General features: G+C 73.5%; 17 protein-coding genes and 1 pseudogene. 8 read left to right on the forward strand and 10 right to left on the reverse strand.

The features are described from left to right. Positions 1 to 146: 146 nt before the first annotated feature. Positions 147 to 1,769 carry an alpha/beta hydrolase gene (locus ACFXOZ_RS05390; RefSeq protein WP_380527605.1) on the reverse strand — a complete coding sequence of 541 codons (1,623 nt, stop codon included), beginning with the start codon at positions 1,767 to 1,769 and terminating at the stop codon, positions 147 to 149. A gap of 552 nt (positions 1,770 to 2,321) precedes the next feature. Here ACFXOZ_RS05390 and ACFXOZ_RS05395 point away from each other — a divergent pair. Then, complete coding sequence (locus ACFXOZ_RS05395) at positions 2,322 to 3,821, forward strand: purine-cytosine permease family protein (protein ID WP_380587610.1); 1,500 nt, start codon at positions 2,322 to 2,324, stop codon at positions 3,819 to 3,821. Positions 3,822 to 3,962: 141 nt separating this feature from the next. Here the strand turns inward: ACFXOZ_RS05395 and ACFXOZ_RS05400 are convergent, their stop codons facing one another. The 7 genes and pseudogenes from ACFXOZ_RS05400 to ACFXOZ_RS05430 form a co-directional block, all read right to left on the reverse strand. Further along, a complete protein-coding gene (locus tag ACFXOZ_RS05400; RefSeq protein ID WP_380527601.1) occupies positions 3,963 to 4,340 on the reverse strand; it encodes a bleomycin resistance protein in 378 nt (125 codons plus the stop codon). 44 nt (positions 4,341 to 4,384) lie between these two features. Then, positions 4,385 to 4,951, reverse strand: coding sequence for a dihydrofolate reductase family protein (locus ACFXOZ_RS05405; protein WP_380587613.1), 567 nt, complete (start codon positions 4,949 to 4,951; stop codon positions 4,385 to 4,387). 88 nt (positions 4,952 to 5,039) lie between these two features. Then, a pseudogene (locus ACFXOZ_RS05410) lies at positions 5,040 to 6,366 on the reverse strand (MFS transporter). Further along, positions 6,363 to 7,028, reverse strand: a complete 666-nt coding sequence (locus ACFXOZ_RS05415) for an ArsR/SmtB family transcription factor (protein WP_380587615.1) — start codon at positions 7,026 to 7,028, stop codon at positions 6,363 to 6,365. Before ACFXOZ_RS05415 ends, ACFXOZ_RS05410 begins: the two are co-directional and overlap by 4 nt. 143 nt (positions 7,029 to 7,171) lie before the next feature. Further along, positions 7,172 to 7,300: a hypothetical protein gene (locus ACFXOZ_RS05420; RefSeq protein WP_380399460.1), complete on the reverse strand. Its 129-nt coding sequence runs from the start codon at positions 7,298 to 7,300 to the stop codon at positions 7,172 to 7,174. A 65-nt stretch (positions 7,301 to 7,365) separates the two neighbouring features. Further along, on the reverse strand, positions 7,366 to 8,112 hold the full coding sequence (locus ACFXOZ_RS05425) for a DUF4232 domain-containing protein (RefSeq protein ID WP_380587618.1): 747 nt from the start codon (positions 8,110 to 8,112) through the stop codon (positions 7,366 to 7,368). Between the two features lie 204 nt (positions 8,113 to 8,316). After that, positions 8,317 to 9,123, reverse strand: a complete 807-nt coding sequence (locus ACFXOZ_RS05430) for a pyrroline-5-carboxylate reductase family protein (protein ID WP_380587621.1) — start codon at positions 9,121 to 9,123, stop codon at positions 8,317 to 8,319. Positions 9,124 to 9,410: 287 nt separating this feature from the next. Between ACFXOZ_RS05430 and ACFXOZ_RS05435 the strand changes: the two genes are divergently transcribed. Then, positions 9,411 to 10,631, forward strand: a complete 1,221-nt coding sequence (locus ACFXOZ_RS05435) for a response regulator (protein WP_380527584.1) — start codon at positions 9,411 to 9,413, stop codon at positions 10,629 to 10,631. Positions 10,632 to 10,698: 67 nt separating this feature from the next. Here the strand turns inward: ACFXOZ_RS05435 and ACFXOZ_RS05440 are convergent, their stop codons facing one another. Beyond that, the gene (locus ACFXOZ_RS05440) at positions 10,699 to 11,694 is read right to left on the reverse strand and encodes a hypothetical protein (protein ID WP_380587624.1); all 996 of its coding nucleotides are present in this window, start codon (positions 11,692 to 11,694) and stop codon (positions 10,699 to 10,701) included. A gap of 124 nt (positions 11,695 to 11,818) precedes the next feature. Continuing rightward, positions 11,819 to 12,064: a hypothetical protein gene (locus ACFXOZ_RS05445; RefSeq protein WP_380587627.1), complete on the reverse strand. Its 246-nt coding sequence runs from the start codon at positions 12,062 to 12,064 to the stop codon at positions 11,819 to 11,821. Positions 12,065 to 12,226: 162 nt separating this feature from the next. On the opposite strand from ACFXOZ_RS05445, the gene ACFXOZ_RS05450 reads away from it, so the two are divergent. From ACFXOZ_RS05450 to ACFXOZ_RS05475, 6 genes are all read left to right on the forward strand, one after another. Continuing rightward, positions 12,227 to 12,718 carry a YcxB family protein gene (locus ACFXOZ_RS05450; protein ID WP_380587630.1) on the forward strand — a complete coding sequence of 164 codons (492 nt, stop codon included), beginning with the start codon at positions 12,227 to 12,229 and terminating at the stop codon, positions 12,716 to 12,718. 345 nt (positions 12,719 to 13,063) lie between these two features. Continuing rightward, positions 13,064 to 14,053, forward strand: coding sequence for a nucleotidyl transferase AbiEii/AbiGii toxin family protein (locus tag ACFXOZ_RS05455; protein ID WP_380587632.1), 990 nt, complete (start codon positions 13,064 to 13,066; stop codon positions 14,051 to 14,053). Positions 14,054 to 14,176: 123 nt separating this feature from the next. Then, the gene (locus ACFXOZ_RS05460; protein WP_380587634.1) at positions 14,177 to 14,698 is read left to right on the forward strand and encodes a MarR family winged helix-turn-helix transcriptional regulator; all 522 of its coding nucleotides are present in this window, start codon (positions 14,177 to 14,179) and stop codon (positions 14,696 to 14,698) included. 154 nt (positions 14,699 to 14,852) lie between these two features. Next, entirely contained in the window at positions 14,853 to 15,368 is a 516-nt protein-coding gene (locus tag ACFXOZ_RS05465) for a hypothetical protein (protein ID WP_380525520.1), read from the forward strand. Next, positions 15,365 to 16,231 carry an NmrA family NAD(P)-binding protein gene (locus ACFXOZ_RS05470; protein ID WP_380587637.1) on the forward strand — a complete coding sequence of 289 codons (867 nt, stop codon included), beginning with the start codon at positions 15,365 to 15,367 and terminating at the stop codon, positions 16,229 to 16,231. Before ACFXOZ_RS05465 ends, ACFXOZ_RS05470 begins: the two co-directional genes overlap by 4 nt. Before the next feature lie 368 nt (positions 16,232 to 16,599). Beyond that, on the forward strand, positions 16,600 to 20,586 hold the full coding sequence (locus tag ACFXOZ_RS05475) for a Pls/PosA family non-ribosomal peptide synthetase (RefSeq protein ID WP_380587640.1): 3,987 nt from the start codon (positions 16,600 to 16,602) through the stop codon (positions 20,584 to 20,586). Positions 20,587 to 20,657 lie beyond the last annotated feature (71 nt).

Genomic DNA, 20,657 nt, shown 5'->3' on the forward strand with positions numbered 1-20,657 from the left:
ATCTACACTACTCATTTCCCCACTTCTCAGTTCTTTCCTCGAACAACACCCCCCATAAACATCACCCCCGCCCGTTGGGGCGCCGTTGCCCTCCGCCCCCCCCCACGGCCCCGGCCTCAACGGCCGGTCGTTCGAGGGGAGATCCTTCAGACCGCCGGGAAGATCTCAGCGTCCGGCTTGAGCAGCTGGCCCGGCTTCGGCGCGGTGCCGTCCACCAGGTAGCGGGTGACCAGCGCGTTCAGCGCCTTGCTGCGGCCGACGGCGCAGTGCTCGATGGAGTCGACGCTGACCAGCACGGCGTTGCCCAGCTCCTGCTGCATCCGCTGGGCGAACTTGTACTGGGTGGCCGGGTCGTAGAGGTTGCCGATCACCATCACGGTGTTGGAGGTCTTCTTGTTCCAGGGGCCGGTGAAGCGCTCGGCGTCCCGGGCCGGGGCGGGCCAGCTCGCGCACGCCGGGGCGTCGAAGGCCTGGTAGCGGCCGAAGGTCGGCGACTCCTTCTCCCACGCACGGGCGACGTTGGCGAACACCCGGTCGTTCGACGGGTACGGCTTGTCCTGGCAGTTGACGCCCATGTAGGAGTCGTCACCGGCGTACTCGGAGTCGGCCGGGGCCTCGCGCAGCGCCCGCGGGACGTTCACCGTGAGCTGGTTGGCCGCCTCGTCGGAGACGTCCGCCTTCGGCGCCAGCAGGGCGGCCGCGGCCGGCTTCTGCATCACCTGGTAGGTGGCCTGCAGCGACTTCGCCAGCGGAGCCAGCTTGGCCTGCGAGTACAGCGCGCTCGCCACCTCGCTGGTGAAGCTGCTCAGCGTCACCTTGGAGCCGTTCGACAGCGTGATCGGGCTGGTCCGCAGGTGGTCGCGGAGCTCGTCGAACTTGGCGCGGGTGTCGCCGTCGCCGAAGGCGCAGCGCGGGGCGCCGGCGGTCTGGCAGCGCTTGAGGAACTCGTCCAGGGCGATCTCGAAGCCGCCCGCCCGCTGGCGGTCGTACTCCAGGCCGTTGTGCAGGCGCAGGTCGGGGTCGACGTTGCCGTCGACGATGACCGCGCGCACCTTGTTCGGGTACATGGCCGCGTAGGTGGACCCGATCAGCGTGCCGTAGGAGAACCCGGCGAAGGTCAGCTGGGAGTCGCCGACGGCGCGGCGCATCCGGTCGAGGTCACGGACCACGTTGATGGTCGACATGTGCTCGATCAGCGGGCCGGCGTTCTTGCTGCAGGCGTCGGTGTAGTCCTGGTCGGCGTCCAGGGTCTCGTCGACCTCGGCCTTGGTGACGGGGACGCCCACCATGCGGTTGTTGACCGCGTCGGCCTCTTCCTGGGTCTTGAAGCACTTGAGCGGGTTGCTCCGGGCCACCCCGCGCGGGTCGAAGCCGACCAGGTCGAACTTGGCCTGCACCTCGGCGCCGAAGCGGGTGGTGGTCGCCCACATGTAACCGCTGCCGCCGGGGCCGCCCGGGTTCATGAACAGCGAACCGATCCGCTTGGCCGGGTCACTGGCACGGTGCCGCATCATGGCGATGCCGACCTTCTGGCCCGACGGGTCGTCGTAGTCCAGCGGCACGGGGTAGACGGCGCAGTCGAAGCCGCCCGGGTCCGGCTTGGTCGGGTCGGGGTTACAAGGCTTCCAGTCGACGGGGTCGACCTTCGCTTCGGCGGCCGCCGCACCCGGGGCCTGGTCGATCGGCGCGGCCGACGCGGCCACAGCGGTTCCGGTGACAAGGGCGAGCGCGCAAGTGACCGCTCCGGCCAACGTGGATATGCGGGACAAGGAACCTCCTCCGTGCTGAAAGGGCGGCCCCAGCCTGTCAGTCTGAGATCTCCCTGTGAAGACCTCGTAGCGGCGGAATTGTTTCGGACTTCCGGCCGCTCTCCCCGGAAACATTCTGTGAATGAACCAACTTGACGGTTGATTGACCTGACGGTGGTTCAACCACACCCGATCGGACGACGGGCGAGCGCCGACCGAGCCGTGGGTCGGCGGGCCGACCAGGTCCTTGATCCACTCGACGCGGCGCTCCTCGACCGAGCCCGGGCGCCGCATCCACTCCCCCGTGGACTCCGGCCCGTGCCCGGGACGCCCGCCGGGTCGGCCGGACGGGCCGGCCGGACGGGCCCAGGAGGCTCCGGGGCGGCAGGACGGCGGGGCGGCGGCGGGATGGCGGCGGGGCGGCGGCGGGCCTGCGGCGGGCGGCAGGGTAGCGCAATCAGGATGCATCCGGAACAAAGTAGGATGACTCAACTCCCGCGCTACGCGCGAAGAGTTCCATAAATGTTCCATTTGCCCGATTTACCACCGCTTCACACGCCCGGAGCCCCCCTCATGGACAACACGTCCACCGCCGACACCGCCGCCGGCGCGATAGAGACGCGCGGAATCGAACCCGTCCCCGACCACGAGCGTCAGGGCAGAGTCCGCGAGCTCTTCCCGACCTGGGTCGCGGCGAACATCAGCGTCCTGCTGCTCACCATGGGTGCCGCCCTGGTGGTGCTGAACCAGCTCAACTTCTGGCAGGTCCTGATCGTCGCCGCGTGCGCCGCGCTCGTCTCGTTCGGCCTGGTCGGCGTGCTGTCGGTCTCCGGCAAGTGGGGCGGGGCCCCGGGCGCGACCCTCTCGCGGGCCACCTTCGGGGTGCGCGGGAACCTCTTCCCCGGCGCGATCCTCTGGATCGCCCGGTTCGGCTGGGAGACGATCAACGCCGTCACCGGCGCCTACGCCGTGCTGACCGTGCTCGACCTGGTCTTCGGTGTCAAGAGCAACACCGCGCTGATCGTGATCACCCTGTTCGCCTTCGTCGCCTGCACCTTCCTGGTCTCCGGCATGGGCCGGAAGGCGCTCAACGTCTGCAACACCTGGTCGACGTACCTCTTCGGCGTGTTCAGCGTGCTGGTGCTGGGCTACCTGATCGCGACCATGCACTGGAGCGAGGTCTTCTCCAAGCCCGCGGGCACCACCGCGATGGTGGTCGCCGGCATCGGGACCATCGCCGCCGGCGGCATCAGCTGGGTCCCCACCGGCCCGGACTTCGCCCGCTACCTGCCGCACTCCGCCTCCGGCAGGAAGATCGTCGGCGTGACGGTCTCCGGCGCCGGCCTGGTCATGGTGCCGATGGTGCTGATGGGCGCCGTGATGGCGGTGGCCTCCCCCGGCCTGGCCCAGGCCGCGGACCCGGTCTCCTTCCTCGGCGACCTGCTGCCGACCTGGCTGGCCGTGCCCTACCTGCTGACCGCGATCGTGGGCATGCTGCTGATCAACAGCCTGTCCATGTACTCGGCCGGCTTCACCGCGCAGACCATGGGCGTCAAGCTGCCGCGCGCCCTGGCCGTCAGCATCAACGCCGTGATCTCGCTGGTCGGCGGCCTGCTGCTGATGCTGGTCGCGAAGAGCTTCCTGGGCTCCTTCATCACCTTCCTGATCCTGCTCGCCGTCTCCTTCTCCGCCTGGATCGGCGTCTACGCGGTGGACATGTTCCGGCGCCGGACGCGCGCGGTGCGCTACGACGCCGCCGCCCTGATGGACACCACCCGGAACAGCCGCTACTGGTACGCGGGCGGTTTCTGCTGGCAGGCGATGGTCTCCTGGGTGCTCGCGCTGCTGTTCGGGCTCGCCTTCACCAAGTGCGACTGGTTCGCCGGCCCGCTCTCCGACACCCCCGTCGGCAAGTACGGCCTGGCCTGGGCCGCCACCATCGTGATCTCCGGCGCGATCATGGCCGCGCTCCCCACGCCCCGGGAGAACACCCCGGCCACCCCGGCCACCCCCGACCGGTCGGCCGCCGAGCAGGCCGAGCGGACCGAGCGGACCGACCAGGTCACCGTCTGACCCCGGCCGCACCCCGGGCCCGCACCCCGGGCCCACACTCCGGACCGCCCGGTCGCAGCGACTCAGCCGAGTCGGGGCGACCGGGCGGTCCCGTTTCCCTCTGCCCTTGACGCACTCCCCGTGGAACGACGACCGCGGGTCTCAGCCGGCCACCGGGCTGCCGACCCGCAGCAGGTTGCCGCTGCGGTCGACGAGGGCGAACTCCCGCATCCGGTAGTCGGTGCCGCCCACCGGCGTCAGCCGGCTGCCGGTGGCCGGGTCGGCCTCGACACCGATCCGCTCCCACTCCCGGTGCCACGCGTCCGCGTCCCGGACCTGGAGGTAGCAACTGCTGGCCGTCGTCAGCGGATCCACCCCCGGTTCATGGCGGAAGTGCAGCTCGACCGTGCCCCGGACGACGATCAGGTAGCCGTCCGGCCCGTCCCAGCGGCCCCGGGGCTCGAAGCCGAGCCGGCCGTAGAACTCCTGGGTCTCGTCCAGGTCCCGGCTCGGCAGGACCGGAACCGCGTACTCGTCCATGCCGCCACCCTATCCGCCGCCCCGGAGCGGGGTGCTCGGACTGCTCAGCGCCTCCTCTCGTACCTGGTCAGGAGGACGCCGTCGGGAAACGTCCGCGTCTCCACCAGGTTCAGGTCCACCCAGCCGTCCAGCGCGGTGAAGAACGGCGTGCCGCCGCCCACCAGGACCGGGTGGGTGGCGATCACGTACTCGTCGATCAGCCCGGCGCGCATGGCCGCCCCGGCGAGCGTCGCGCCGCCGATGGTCATCGGGCCGCCGTCCTCGGCCTTGAGCCGGGTGATCTCGCTGAGCGCGTCGCCGGTGACCAGGCGGGCGTTCCAGCCGACCGTGTCGATCGTCGAGGAGAACACCACCTTCGGCGTGTCCCGCCAGTTCCGCGCGAACTCGACCTCCGCCGGGGTGGCGTCGGGCCGCTGGTCGCCGGTCGGCCAGTAGGAGCTCATCGTCTCCCACAGCTTGCGCCCGTACAGCGACAGGCCGCTCGCCAGCTCGTGGTCGAGCCAGTACTGGAAGAGCTCGGGGCTCGGCGGTCCGCTCCAGCCGATGTCGTCGCCGGCCGCGGCGACGTAACCGTCCAGGGTCAGATTCATGCCGTAGATCAGTTTCCGCATGGCCCGGCCTTCCGTCCGTGGGTGTCCGGCGTCCAGACCAGCGTGAGGACCGTTGTCGTCCCCCGCCACCTGCCGCTGCGCGACGACGTCATGTCGCTACCTTCGCACTGCCTCGGGGGACGTCCTCCTCGGAGTCGCCCTGCCCGCGCGTACGGTCCAGCTCGCGCCATTCCGCCCGCAGTCCGGCCAGATTCGTGGTGAGGAAGTACGCGGCGCCGCAGGTGAGCAGCACCGGAAGGAGCCCGACGGCGGCCACCGCCGCACCGGCCAGCAGCCCGCCGAGAGGGATCCCGGCCCAGGCCAGCGAGTCACCGAGGGCGTTGACCCGGCCCAGCATCCGGCGCGGCACCCGCTCGACGAGGACGGCCCCCAGCACCGGGTTGACGAAGCCGGCACCGAACCCGCTGACCGCGAAGACGGTCAGTACCACCCCCACCGGGGCGCCGGAGGCGAGGACCAGGAACCTCGGCGCCCCGGCGAGCAGGAATCCGGTGAGAAGCACCGCCCGCCGCCGCAGCCGGTGCGCGACGGCCGCGGCGATCAGGCTCCCGCCGACCGCCGCGGCTCCCGTCACGCCGCCCATCAGGCCGATCGCGGTCGGCCCGTTGCCCGACTCCCTGGCCCAGACGGGTACGAGCACCGAGCCGAACGCCGCGTCCAGCAGGTTGGTGATGCCGACCATGACGATGACGGTGAGCAGCAGCGGCTCGCCGCGCAGGAAGGTGAAGCCCTCGCCGAACCGCCGCCAGTAGCCCGGTCCCGTCTCCCCGGCCGGCGAGGGGGGCTTCCTCGGCCGCGTGTCCCATGCCGCGGGGCAGCGCGAGTTTGATGATCACTGATCCGAGGGCGAAGCAGCCCGCGTTGACGGCGAGCCCGGTCAGGGGACCGAGCAGGGCCACCAGGGATCCGCCGACGGCCAGGCCGACGGTGGAGGCGAGCCGCTCGATCACACCGGCCAGACCGGTGGCCCGTTCCAGCGGCACCCGGCCGCGCTCGGCCGCCTCCGGGACCATCACCTCCTTGGCCAGGTCGCCGGGGCCCCGGGCCGCGCCGATCAGCGCGACGAGAACCAGCAGTAGGGGAAAGGAGAGCAGGTCCAGGGCGTGGAGCAGGGGAACCGCGGCAGCGGCGGTCGCGCTGGCCAGATCGGTGGTCCAGGAGACGGCCCGCGGGCCGATCCGGTCCACCAGCGGTCCGGTGAACGCCTTGACCACCACGTAGGGAGCCATCTCGCAGAAGGCCACCAGTCCGGTCCGGGTGGCGCTGCCGGTGGTGACGAGGACGAACCAGGGCAGTGCCACGACGGAGATCCGCGTGCCGGTCAGCGACACGACCATGGCCGCCAGCACCCCGCCCAGCGGCCGTAAGGACCTCTTGCCGGGTATGCCGCCGGCCTCCGGGGCGTCGTCGGTCATGACCTCGGACTTCCTTCCGCTTCCTGGGGGCCGGAGGGGAGCGACGACGTGGCCGGCGCGTCCGGTTCGGGCAGGATCTGCGTGATCACGGCGACCCGTTCGGCCCCCTCGGGGGCACCGGCCGCGGTCTCCGGCGTGTCCCGCCGGTAGCGCGCGATGACCTCCGCCAGCTCCCGGTACAGGGCGGCGGCTTCCTCGGGCGTGAGCCGCAAGGCCCAGTCGCTCATGTCGAAGGTGTTCCGCCAGGCGCGGGGCATCGTCTGGAGCCCGTTGAGGGCTTGCTGGGTGCGCAGGGTGTAGATCGCGGCGACGGACTGCTGGTAGGCCAGTGCGGCCTCGGGCTCCCGCTCGGCCAGCTCCGGTTCGTTGAACCAGGTGGTCCGGTGCACCGAACGCCACCAGCGTTCGCGCGCGTTGCCGCGTTCGGTGTCCTCCTCGACGAAACCGGCCGCGCCGAGCTGCCGGAGGTGGTAGCTGGCCGTACCGGAATTCACGCCCAGCCGCTCGGCGAGGCGGGTGGCCGTCGACGGGCCGTGCTTCCGCAGCAGCCCGACCAACTGCACGCGCACCGGATGCGCCAGGGCGCGCAGCCCCTTGGCATCCAGGACGACCGAGTCCTCATCACCCTGCGGGCCGTCCGGCCCCTCCACTGCATCAGCCATGCGACACACGGTAGTCCGCAAAGAGTTCTTTGCGAAGAGTTATTCGCGAAGAACTCTTCGCGGTTCGGTTCGCCTGCGAAGTGCCGCCGCTCACCCGTCGACCGTCGCGCAGCACCGTCAGTGCCGGGCTTCAGTGCCGGGCATCAGTGCCGGGCGAGGCCGGCCTCGCGGGAGAGGTCGGGGTCCTCCGGGGCGCCGAGGACGAGGATCTGGAGGGCCGCGCCGACGTAGACGACCAGGAGCCGGGCGATCCTGCGGGGCGTGCTGGGCATGGTGGTTGTCCCTTTCTCTCGTTCGCTCGTTCACTCGTTCGCTCACCGGAGGGTGCTGCCGGGGGTCACCAGGAGGTGGCGTCGTCCATCGACTGCTGCCAGTAGGTGACCTTGAGGGAGTCGTCCACGTAGACGCCCTTCGCGGGCAGCGAGGGCTGGGACCGGGCACCGACGCTCTCGTTGCCGGACGGGCCGTGGAAGTAGACGACCAGGGAGTTCACCGTGTGGCCGTTGGCACTGTCGGTGCCGTCGGTGGAGGACAGGTTCACGGAGGCGTAGCCGGACTCGCCGGGCTTGAGCGTGACGACGGCCTGCGGCTTGGAGTCGGTGATCACCGGGGGCACGGACTGGGCCTCCCCGAACCGGACCGCCGGGTAGCCGTACAGGTAGCAGGTGCCGCTACCAGTGTTGGTGACCGTGAGCAGCATGTGGTTCACGGGGCGGTTCAGCGGGGCGGCCGTCGTCCGGGTGTTGTCGCCGGTGCAGGTGACCGGCTTGGCCGCCTCCGGCGCCGGCCCGCCGGACGACTTGGACGCGGGGGCGCTCGCCCCGGGCTTCGCACCGGTGGACGCCGCTGCGGCGGCCGAGGGCTTCCCGGTGGTACCGGCGCTGCCCGCCGGAGCGGCGGGCGAGGGCGAGGCGGGCGAGGGCGAGGCGGAACCGGCGGCCCGGAGGGTCGGGCCGGTCGTCGTCGAGATGTCCCCGGTGTCCCCGTTGCCGGTGCAGGCGGAGACCGACAGGGCGGCGAGCACGACACCCACGGCGGCGGTGGCCAGCCGGGTGCGGGAGGTACGGGAGGTACGGACGGACATGGGCTCGGGCCCCTTCGGCAAGCGGTCGAACCGTACGTCGACCGGATGACCGAAGCCTGCGGAACGGTCCGTCCCGGCCGCCAGAGCCAACGCCCCGTTGGGGACACTGGAACAGCGAAAGGGCCTCTGACCTGCGGGAACGATGCGCCCCTGGAACGCCGAAACGGGACGCCGAGGGGCCTGGCGGGCCCGCGCGCCCCGCCGTCAGTGCGGGTGCCGGTCGGACCGTTCGTTGTCCTGCGTCGCCCGGAAGGCAGCGCGCCACGCCGCGTCGAGGCCCTCGCGGGCCGCCTCGATCCCGGCGGCGGTGTTGCCGCCGGGAACCGCGACCCGCTCGATCACCTCGGTCGGCGTGGCGCCGCCGCCGACCAGGCGGCCCGCCGCCTCCAGGCTGCAGCTGACCAGCCGCTCCGCCAGCTCCCTCGGCAGCGGGGCGCCCCGCTCGCACTGGGCCCGGGCCATCGACACCGCGGCCTCGGCCAGCAGGGCCGGGCCGCAGGACGCCAGGTCCGTCGCGGCGCGGCCCTGCTCCTCGCCGATGACGCACGGGGTGGAGAACGACCGCAGCAACGCCAGGAGGTTCTCGGTCGCCGCCTCCGTCATCCCGGGCCCGGGCACCAGGAGCGTCGCGCCGGCGCCGATCTCGTTGCCCGCACTGGGGATCAGCTTGGCCACCGGGCCCGGCACCGCCCCGGCCAGCACCGACAGCGGCTGCCGGTTGCTGATGGTGACCACGACGTGGTCAGCGGTCAGCCCGGGTCGCAGGTCGCCCAGGACGGCGGACAGGGCCGACTGCGGCGTGCACAGGACGAGCAGCGCCGCGGCGCCGGGCAGCTCCCGCAGGGGCGTGATCCGCACGCCGGGGACGGCCCGCCGGAGCTGCTCGACGCTCGCGGCGGAGCGCCCGCTGGCGTGGAGGCCGCCCGGCCCGACGGCCCGGCCGAAAGCCGCCGCCAAGGTCCGGCCCATGCGGCCCAGGCCGACGATTCCCACCGTTCGAAGCTCGCTCATGGCGGCAAGCATCGCAGATGTCGATCACCGGTCTCCGGCCGCCGAATCACCGGCAGCGACACCACCGGCGGCACCGCCGGGGGCACCGCTGGCGGCACCGCGGGCCCGAACGCTTCACCCGGGCCACCGCCCCGTGTTGCCGATCGGTGTTGCCACCCCGGAAACGGCGGCGCAACGGGGCCCGGACCGTCCATGCTGTGACGCACCGTCAGCGCGACCAGAACAACCCACCGATACTGCGAGGATGGTGCCGTTGTGCAGCCCGTAGAACGCCGGGGGGTGACCGGGTGGGGAACCTGCAACCGCTGAGCCCCGATCTGAACGAGGAGTGCCGCGCCTTCGCCGAGGCCCTGCGCAGCCTGTTCGCGGGGTTGTGGCCCACGGTGTCGGTGCGCCGCTACAGCTCGCGCCGGCACCTGAGCCCGGGTGCGCTGTCCCGCTACCTGTCCGGGCAGCGGATCCCGTCCTGGCAGTTCGTCCAGGACCTGCTCACCGACGTGGGCGCCGACCGGGGCACCGTCGCCACCCTGGAGACCGTCGAACTCCTCCGCTCCCTCCACGCGGCCGCGCTGAGGACCAGTGCCTCGGTGGGCCACGCCGTCCAGCAGCTGCAGTTCCAACTGGCCGAGGCCGACCGGCTGTCACGGCGCTCGGCCGCCCACAGCGACGTCCTGGGCGACGCCCTGCTCGACAAGAACCACCGCATCGCCGACCTGGAACTGCGCCTCAACCAGCTGGAGAGCGACTGGGCGCGGGAGCGCGCCCGTGCGGACGAGGTCGCCGTCTACGCCGACGACCGCGCGGACCTGCTCCTGGAGAAGCAGGACCTGGAGAAGGAGGTCGCCCGGCTGGAGACCGAGTTGGGCGAGGCGCTCCGGCGCCGGCTGGCCGCCGAGGCCCGCTGCGAACTGCTGGAACGCCAGCTGATCGCGGCGGAGCAGCAGGCCGGCGAGGACCCGCTGCGGATCGAGGCTGCCGCCACGGCCGACACCGCCGACACCGCAGCCCCCACCGCCACCGGTCGGCCCAGGGTTCTGGTGGTCGACGACCAGCCCTCGAACCTGGTGGCCCTGGAGGCCGTCCTCGCGGCCGCCGACTGGGACGTGCTGGCCGTCACCTCCGGCCCGGACGCGCTCAAAGCGCTGCTCCAGCACAACGACATCGCCGTCATCGTCCTGGACGTACAGATGCCCGGCATGGACGGCTACGCGACCGCGGCCCAGATCAAGGGCCGCGCCCAGACCCGCGACATCCCGATCATCTTCGTCACCGCGATCGGCTCCGACCCGGAGAACGTCCTGCGCGGCTACGACGCGGGGGCGGTCGACTTCATCGTCAAGCCCTTCGACCCCTGGCTGCTGCGCGCCAAGGTCACCGCCCTGACCGGCATGTACCTGAACTACCGCGGCACCCCCCGCCCCGCCCCCGCGAACCGCCCCCCGCACACCACCACCGACTGGCTCCTGCCCTCCACCACCACCCCCGCTCCCCCGCACCAGCCGCCCTGACCACACCCCCGCCCCGGCTCCCCCCGCCCGGGCGGAGCCCTCATGGCCGGGCCGTCAGTCCGGACGATCAGCAGGGCACAGTGGGACTACGGGTGACGTGCGCTGTCGTCCAGTCCGGCGTTCCCCTGCCAGGGCTGAATTCGAGCCGCTGGGAGTCGCCGCCCAACAGTTCGGCGCACACCGTGCCCTCGGCGTTCACGGAGCCGTCCACGTTCAGCAGCGTGACGACGAGTCCGAACTGCCTGGCGAGCCCGGTGTTCGGATCGTGCGAGGTCACATCGAGGAGGAGGTCGACGGTCGTGGTGTTGACGGGGTTCGCCGCGCTCATCCTGACGCTGTAGTCGCCGACCGTGTAGGCCTGGGCGAACGCCTTCCGCTGCGCTGCCGCCGTCCTGGCGGCAGCAGCCGAGGCTTCTGCCGCAGCCGAGGCTGACGCCGAGACAGCGGCCGACGCCGCGGCCGAAGCGGAGGCAGCCGCGGACGCCGATGCCGCGGCAGGGTCCCCGGCCCGCGCGGCGGCCGACGCCCCGCCGGCCGCCGCCGACGACGCCCCCGCACCGACATGGCCGGGACCACCGCCGGTTCCCTGCCCCGCCAGCGCGGCCGCCAGCACGCCGTCGGGGGACTCCGCCGGCTCCGGCCTGCCGTCCTCCGGAGTCAGCTCCTGGGCGCTCGCCGAACCGATGTGACAGGTCAGATCACGGTCGGTGACGCTGTCCAGAATCCCGGCACCGGCGATGGTGTGCCGGCCGGGCGGCACGTAGTAGAGCATGCGGCCGGCGTCGAAGGCGTGGCGCTCGGTGCTGGTGCAGGCGAGGTCGATCGTGTACGCCAGCATGCGGGGAGAACGGTTGTCGACCGATATCGCGCACCGCTCCGTTCGCATCCGACCGCCCAGGGCGGGATCGGCGCCTTCGGATGCACACAGGACGAGTCCGACGTCCGCGCTGCGGTCCCGATCCACCACCGACGAGGAGCAGCCGGACAACGTCGGGACGGCCGCCAGAGCCGCAGCGACGCAAGCGGAGGTGACGGCGGAGGCGGCCATGGAAGCACGGCGCATGGAGGGGCGCTCCTGAGCTCGGGGCGGGACGACGCCGACATCCTGCCGCAGAACGCGCCCCGCGGGTGGGGTGATCCCGACTACGGGGCACCGACCCGGTTCCGCAGCCGGAGCGCGTGCAGGGTCAGCCCCGGGGCGTCATGTCGTCGAGGAGGTGAACGAGTTCGGCGGGCCTGGTGACCATGGGCCAGTGGCCAGTGGCCAGTGGCCTGTGGCCGGAGTCGATGTCGACGAAGTCGACGTGCTCGGCCCGGGCGAGTCCCGGGGCCTCACCCGCGGCGATCCGCACCCGGGCCTGCCACGGGGTGAACTCCGGGCAGACCACCACGACCGGGACCAGGTAGCGGCGTCGGTCCGTCAGCCGGACCACGCCTCTGGCCGCCCGCTTCGCCGCCGCCGTGTCCGACCCCGGGGATCCCGCCCGTCCTTGAGCGCCGAACGCCCCTGCGGACCGCAGCACTTGGCGGCCGCCGCCGCTCCTGGCAGGATGCCGGGACGACGGGGCAGTGGACGAACCACCGGGGGGCGGACTGTGAGCATCCACGTCAGCTACGAGCTGACGGCCGAGGAGGAGTACCGCGGGGTGCGGCGGGCGTACCGGCGCCGCTTCGCGGTGGTCCGGGCCTGCTGCGCGGTGCTCGTGGCCTGCGGCATCGTCCTGTTGGTGACAGGTGGCCAGCCGGCGCTCGGCGTGGTGCTGGTGGTGGTCGCGCCGCTGCTCGCCTTCTGGCAGTCGTTCGTCACCAGGCTCGGCGTCGCCCGCCACCGGGCGGAGTACCCCGGCCCGCTGACCATCACCTTCAAGGACAGCGGCTGCGCCTTCACGACGGGGAACTTCCGGCAGCCGTTCTCCTGGTCGCGCTTCACCCGGATCACGGACGACCGGGACCACCTGTACCTCTACGCCCGCGGTGAACTCCCGGTGGCCGTACCGAAGAGCGAGTTCCACCCCTACGAACTCGGCGAACTGCTGCGGGTGTTGCGGTCCAGGCCCAACTACCGCCCGCCGCGGCGCCCTTCCTGACCCCGGCCGCACGGCGGTCGAGCGCCCCAGCGCTCGGCGTGGTCGGCCTCGCACCGGCGGCGAACCACCGACCCGCTGGCATGTCCGCGGCCGAAAGTTCGCAGGTCAAAGGTCTGTTCACGGAGCCCGGGCCGGTCTAGCATTCCGGGTCACAGCAGCCCCACCACCCCCTTGCGGAGCTGCTGGGCAGACCGGCCCACGCCCCCACGTCGGCCGGTGCCTCCCACGGCCGGGACCGCGGGCCTCCCCGTCCCCGCGGTCCCGGCCGGCCCGCACGCTGTCGGTGCCCGCCGCTACAGTCGGCCACCGACGACCGGACGGACGAGCAGGCGCGGAGCGGCGGAAATGAAGGGTTTCACGGGGGACTTCGAGCACCACGCCGGGCACCGTCGAGCCCACCGGGCCGCCCTCGACCACCTCCTCGCCCTGGTCGCCGCCTCCCCCCTGGGGGAAACCCTGGTGCTGCGCGGAAGCATGGTGATGCCGGCCTGGGTGGGGGACGACGCACGGGAGCCCGCCGACCTCGACTGGATCGTCCCGCCGCCGCCGCTGATCCCCGTCGATCCCGGGCACCCGTACCCGTACGTAGCGGAACCGGCAACCGTCCAGCAGTGGCCGGAAGCCGCCGACGGTGCCGCCCGGTACGAGATCTGGGCCTTCGAGGAGTTCGACACACCCGGCCTGCGACCCGTGGTCGCACCCGAAGGACTGCACTGGATCAACGCGGCGGAGCCGGAGGCCGACCCACCCCACCGGGCCCTGCTCGACCTGGTACGCGAGCAGCCGACGGCCGCCCCGGGGCTGACCCTCGACCCGGCCGCCGCCCGGCTCGACGGCGACTGGACCTACTCGGAGTACGACACCCCGGGCATCCGCCTGGTCATCCCCTGGCGGGCCGACGGCCTCCCGCCCGGCGAGGTGCGACTGGACTTCGCCCGCGACGAGCAGTTGCCCGAGGCCCCCGTGTGGACGGCCGTCCCCCGGGGCGACGGCGCTGCGCCGACGCCCGTGCGGACCGCGAGCCGCGAGCTGTCGCTCGCCTGGAAGTTGTTGTGGCTGCACGCCGACTCCGCTGCGGAGGGCCGCGCCAAGCCCAAGGACCTCTACGACGCCGTCCTGCTCGCGGAGGCCGCCGGCTCCGGCCCCTCCCCGCAGCTGCTGCACCGGGTGTTCCGCCACGGACCCGGCACCTCGGCGAGCGCGACCACCCCGCACCTGGACACCCTCTCCCTCCCACCCGGGGCCTGGGACGACTTCCGGGCACAGCACCCCTGGGTCCGGGGCGCGGCCCAGGACTGGCTGACCCGCCTGCGCCGAGCCCTGACCGGGCCCTGACCGGACACTGACCGGGCACCGACCGCCCGGAGGGGCCGTAGCGTGCCGTCGCCCGGCCTGCCTCCCGGGCACGGGTGACCGGGGCGGCTTGACCAGGAACTGATGAGGCGCCATATTACTTTCATGACGCAGCACCCCGAGACCGGCCCCGCCGCCCCCAGCATCGAGCAGGCCCGTCGGCAGATCGCCCGCTACGGCCTGTCGGCCGATCCGCAGGCGATCCTGGTCGCGGCCCGGCTGATGGCGGCGGGGGCACGGATCGGGCAGGCCGGGGAGGTCCACTTCGGGCGGTTCGGCCTCTCGACCGGCCGGTACCGGCTGCTGGCGGACCTGGAGGACCACGGCGGCGAGAAGTCGCCGTCCCAGCTCGCGGCGACCCTCGGGGTCTCCCGGGCGACCGTGACCGGCCTGGTCGACGGGCTGGAGCGGGAGGGGCTGGTGGTCCGCCGGCCGTCGACCGAGGACGGCCGCGGCAACGTGGTGATCCTGACCGCGCGCGGCGCCGACCGGCTGCGCGAACTCGCTCCCGAGCACTTCGCCCGGATGCAGTCGCTGGTCGGCGGCCTCAGCGTCGAGGAGCGCGCGACCTTCCTGGACCTGCTGGCCCGGGTCGTCGCGGGCATCGACGCCCTCACCGAGGACTGACGCCCCGCACCACCCGAGACCCGATACCCGAGAGCAGCGAGCACCACCCGAGCCCGAGGCGGGCCGCCGAGCGGTCCGCCTTCTCTACACCGTAATAGTTAGGCACCTAAGTACAAATACTTAGGCACCTCACCACATCCATCGAGGAGCAACCGTGAGCAAGAAGGCCCCCGGGGCACCCCCGCCCTTCATCCTGTGGCGGGAGGTGCTGACCTCCTACGCGATGCCCGCCGTCAGCGCCGCGATCGGTGGGGCCGTCACCCGGCAGCCCCAGCTGGTCGTCGCCGCCTTCACCACCATCGGCGGCACCTCCGCCCTGGTGGCCGCCGCGCTCGGCGCCGCGCTCCGCCGCCGTCCGGCCCGGCCCGCGCCACCCCGGACACCCCGGGCACTCGCGGCCGCCGCCTCCGGGCTGTTCGCCGCCGCACTCGGCCTCGCCGCCGGCCTGGCCGCCGCGCGCTGGCTCCCACACCTGCCGCACCTCCCGCACCTGCCGGCGCTCGCCGACAGCCCCTGGCTGCGGCGGCTTCCGGTCGACCTGCCGGTCTCCTCGGCGATCGCCGGGACCATCACCACCTGGCGCTGGCGCGGCAGCCGGCCCACCCGGGAACCGCAGCACCGACTCTCCGGCAACACGACCACCCCCCGACCCGAAAGGCAGACATCATGATCGTCATCATGGGCGCCGGAGGCGCCACCGGCGGTGCCACCCTGCGCAGCCTGGCCGCCCTGGGCGCACCGACCCGCGCCCTCAGCCGCGACCCCGCCCGGCTGGCCGCCACGCTGGACGACCACACCCTCGCCCGGACCACCACCCTCCCGGCCGACGCCGCCGACCCGGCCTCGCTGCGCCGGGCGTTCCAGGGCGCGCACCAGCTGTTTCTCACCATGGCCAACGGCCCGCGCCAGGTGCAGTACGAACTGGCCGCGATCGAGGCGGCCGTCGACTGCGGCGTGGAGCACATCGTCAAGGTGTCCGCCCCCGCCGCCGAACCGGACTCCCCGGTCGCCGTCTCCCGGGGCCACCACCTGGTCGAGGAGCACCTGCGGTCGCTGCGCGTCACCACGACCGTCCTGCGGCCGTACGCCTTCCTGCAGAAGCTGCTGCTGCTGGCACCCGGCGTGGCGGCCGGCGGGGTGCTGCACGGCGCGATGGGGCAGGCCCGGTGCAACTACGTGGACGTCCGGGACATCGGCGACGCCGCGGCGGAGGTCCTGACCCGCCCGGAGCTGGCCGGCGGCAGCTACCCGCTCACCGGCGGGCGCGCCTACAGCTACCCGGAACTCGCCGCACTGCTGGGCGAGCTGCTGGGCCGGCCGGTCCACTACCTCGACCTGGCGCCCGGCGAGCTGCACGCCCACCTGGTCGGCCGGGCCGGGATGCCGGACTGGCTGGCCGCCCACGTGGTGGAGATCCAGCAGCTCGCGGTGGTCCGCAAGGAGGTGCCGGACGACACCTTCATCCGCCTGACCGGACGCTCCCCGCGCAGCCTGGCGGCCTTCCTCAGCGAGCACCTGCACCTCTTCCGCTGACCGTCCGACCCCCTGGCGGGCCGGATCCGGCCCGCCGGGCCCGGCCCGCCACCCGAACGGAGCAGCATTTCCTGTGGCATGGGTCACGATCGGAAAATCGACCTGACGATCCGTCAATTCGACTGACGAATCGTCACATCGACACGAACGGGCATCAGTTGTCAGCTGATGGAACATCAGATTCGGCCGCTCAAGGCGAAGTTGACCCTTCTGCTGCCCACTGCCGGTTCGCCGCCCCGGGGCTACCATCGGTCGGGTTGTCCGCTCCGGCCCCGGAGCGGGGTCACCCGTCGAACAGGTGATCCCGCCGCCCCAGGGGCCGGACATCGGTAGGAACGGGGCGAGGACAGAGGAGCGCACGGGCTGCCATGACCGCTGAACCGAGCCACCCGAAGCAGAACGCCACGCCGCCGCGGCCCGCGCCGCAGCCCGCGCCAGGGCCCAGGACGGGGCCGGGGACGGAGCCGGGGACGGACTCCGCCCCGACCCCCGCCGCGCCGCCCAGGGCCCTGTTCCCCGGCCGCCCGGCCGCCGCCCCGCGCACCCTGGTCGACGTCCTGGACGCCACCGTGCGCGCCCACCCCGACGAGCCGGCCCTCGACGACGGGCGCACCGTGCTCAGCTACCGGGCCCTGGCCGCCGAGGTGGAGCAGCTGCGCCGCCGCCTGGCCGCCGCCGGGATCGGCCCGGGCGACCGGGTCGGCGTCCGGGTGCCCTCCGGCACCAACGACCTGTACGTCTCGATCCTCGCCGTGCTCGCGGCCGGCGCCGCCTACGTCCCGGTGGACGCCGAGGACCCGGACGAGCGCGCCCAGCTGGTCTTCGGCGAGGCCGCCGTCGCCGCCGTGCTCGGCGCCGAGCGCGCCCTGACCGGCACCGCCGAGCGCGCCCTGAGCAGCAGCGCGGAGCGCCCGCCCGCCCCGGGGCGCCGCCCCTCCCCCGCCGACGACGCCTGGATCATCTTCACCTCCGGCTCGACCGGCAGGCCCAAGGGCGTCGCGGTCACCCACCGCAACGCCGCCGCCTTCGTCGACGCCGAGGCCGCGCTCTTCCTCCAGGAGGAGCCGATCGGCCCCGGCGACCGGGTGATGGCCGGCCTGTCGGTCGCCTTCGACGCCTCCTGCGAGGAGATGTGGCTGGCCTGGCGGCACGGCGCCTGCCTGGTGCCCGTCCCGCGCTCCCAGGTGCGCAGCGGCGCCGACCTGGGCCCGTGGCTGGCCGAGCAGGAGATCACCGTGGTCTCCACCGTCCCGACCCTGGCGGCGCTGTGGCCCGCGGAGGCGCTCAACGAGGTCCGGCTGCTGATCTTCGGCGGCGAGGCCTGCCCGCCCGAGCTGGTGCAGCGCCTGGTCACCGAGGGCCGCGAGGTGTGGAACACCTACGGCCCGACCGAGGCCACCGTGGTCGCCTGCGCCGCCCTGCTGACCGGTGACGGCCCGGTCCGGATCGGCCTGCCGCTGGACGGCTGGGACCTCGCCGTGGTCGACGAGGCCGGGGAGCCGGTCGCGCCCGGCGGCACCGGGCAGCTGGTGATCGGCGGGGTCGGCCTGGCCCGCTACCTCGACCCGGAGAAGGACGCCGAGAAGTACGCCCCGCTGCCCTCGCTGGGCTGGGAACGCGCCTACCGCAGCGGCGACCTGGTCCAGGCCGACCCGGCCGGCCTGCTGTTCCTCGGCCGCACCGACGAGCAGATCAAGCTCGGCGGGCGCCGGATCGAGCTCGGCGAGGTGGACGCCGCGCTGCAGGCACTGCCCGGCGTGGCCGGCGCGGCCGCGGCCGTACGGACCGCGCGCGGCGGCAACCAGCTGCTGGTCGGCTACCTGGTGGTCCAGGACGGCTTCGACCGCGAGCAGGCCGTGGAGCGGCTGCGCGCCGAACTGCCCGCCGCCCTGGTGCCGCTGCTCGCCCCGGTGGAGACCCTGCCCACCCGCACCTCCGGCAAGGTCGACCGCAACGCCCTGCCCTGGCCGCTGCCCGAGCTGGAGGCCGCCGGGCCGGGCGAGCGGCTGTACGGCACCGAGGCCTGGCTGGCCGAGCAGTGGTCGGAGATCCTCGGCGTGCAGGTGGCCGGGGCCCGGGACGACTTCTTCGCCATCGGCGGCGGCAGCCTGGCCGCCGCCCGGCTGACCACCCTGCTGCGCACCCGCTACCCGAACGCCGCGGTGCTGGACATCTACCAGCACCCGACGCTGCGCAAGCTCGCCCGCCACCTGGAGCGCACGGCCACCGCCGACGGCGAGACCCGTACCGTCACCCTGGTGCCGACCAGGGCCAAGCTGCTCCAGCTGCTCCTGCTGGTCCCGCTGTTCACCGTGGTCGGCCTGCGCTGGACGGTCGCCCTGCTGGCCGCCGGGAACCTGCTCGCGCACGTCGGCGACTACCCGTGGGCGCCCACCGCCTCCTGGTGGGCGGTCGGTGCGGGCGCGCTGCTGCTGTACAGCTCGCCGGGCCGGCTGGCGATCGGGGCCGGCGGAGCCCGGCTGCTGCTGCGCGGTCTGCGTCCCGGCAGCTACCCGCGCGGCGGCGCCGTGCACCTGCGGCTGTGGGCGGCCGAGCGGCTCGTCGAGCTGAGCGGCGCGAGCGCGCTGTCCGGCGCCTGGCTGGTCCCCTACGCCCGGGTGCTGGGTGCCAAGGTCGCGAAGGAGGTGGACCTCCACTCGCTGCCGCCGGTGACCGGGATGCTCAAGCTGGGCCGGGGCTGCGCCGTCGAGGCCGAGGTCGACCTGTCCGGTCACTGGCTGGACGGCGACCGGCTGGAGGTCGGCCAGATCAAGGTCGGCGCCGACGCGGTGGTCGGCACCCGTTCGACGCTGCTGCCCGGTGCCCGGGTCGGCAAGCGCGCCCAGGTGCTGCCCGGTTCCAGCGTCACCGGCCAGGTGCCGACCGGCCAGCGCTGGGGCGGCGCGCCCGCCGTCAAGCTGGGCCGGGCCGAGTGGTCCTGGCCGGCGGGGACTCCCGTGCGCCGGCCCGTCTGGGCCGCGCTGTACGGCGCCGGCGACGCCCTGCTCGGACTGCTGCCGGTCCTGCCCGCCGCGGCCGCCCTCGCCGTGCTCTCCCGGTTCGTCGAGCAGGGCGCGGGCCTCGGCCCGGCGCTCGGCGGCGCCCTGCTCGGCCTGCTGCCCGCCACCCTGGCGTACGGCGCGCTGTACGCGGCGCAGCTGGTGGTGCTGGTCCGGGTGCTGAGCACCGGCCTGGTGCCCGGGGTGCACCCGCTGCACGGCCGGGTCAGCTGGCAGGCGTGGACGGTCAGCCAGCTGATGGACCGGGCCCGCGAGGTGCTCTTCCCGCTGTACGCCGGACTGGTCACCCCGCTGTGGCTGCGGGCACTGGGGATGCGGGTCGGCCGGGGTGCCGAGGTGTCCACGGTGCTGGCGCTGCCCAGCCTGACCACGGTCGGGGACGGCGCGTTCCTGGCCGACGACACCCTGATCGCCCCGTACGAGCTGGGCGGCGGCTGGATGCGCCTGGGCGAGGCGAAGGTCGGCGACCGGGCCTTCCTCGGCAACTCGGGGATGACCGCGCCGGGCCGCTCGGTGCCCAAGCGGGGCCTGGTGGGCGTGCTGTCGGCGACGCCGGCGAAGGCGAAGAAGGGCAGCTCCTACCTGGGCATGCCGCCGGTGCGGCTGCCGCGCGCGGCCGACCGGGCGGACCAGAGCCTGACCTACGAGCCGCCGGCCCGGCTGCGCTGGGCGCGCGGGCTGGTCGAGCTGGCCCGGCTGCTGCCGGTGCTCGCCTCGGGGGCGCTGGGCCTGCTGACCGTGGCGGCGCTGTCCTGGCTGGCGGACGGCTCCCCGCTGACGGCGGCGCTGCTGTCCGGCCTGCTGCTGCTGGCGGCGGGCGGGGTGGCCTGCCTGGTGGCGGTGGCCGCGAAGTGGCTGCTGGTCGGCCGGTTCCGGGCGGTGGAGCACCCGCTGTGGAGCGGCTTCGTGTGGCGCAACGAGCTCGCCGACACCTTCGTCGAGGTGCTGGCGGTGCCCTGGCTGGTCGGCGCGGTGCCGGGCACCCCGGTGCTGAACCTGTGGCTGCGCGCGCTCGGCGCCAAGGTCGGGCACGGCGTGTGGTGCGAGAGCTACTGGCTGCCGGAGGCGGACCTGGTCACCCTCGGCGACGGGGTCAGCGTGAACCGGGGCTGCGTGGTGCAGACCCACCTCTTCCACGACCGGATCATGCGGATGGATACTGTGGTCCTCCGCGAGGGCGCCACCCTGGGCCCGGGCGGGATCGTGCTGCCCGGCAGCACGGTGGGCGAGCGCAGCACGCTGGGCCCGGCCTCGCTGGTGATGCGGGCCGAGTCCGTCCCCGCGGACACGCGGTGGCTGGGCAACCCCATCGAGGCGTGGCAGACCACGTCGTGACCACCCCTCCCCCTGGTTCGACCGCTGGTTCGACCGCCGGTACGACCGCTGGTACGACCACCCCCACCCGT

Origin of the sequence: Kitasatospora sp. NPDC059160 (assembly GCF_042755465.1) — a bacterium.
In the GTDB taxonomy this organism is placed as follows: Bacteria; Actinomycetota; Actinomycetes; order Streptomycetales; family Streptomycetaceae; genus Kitasatospora.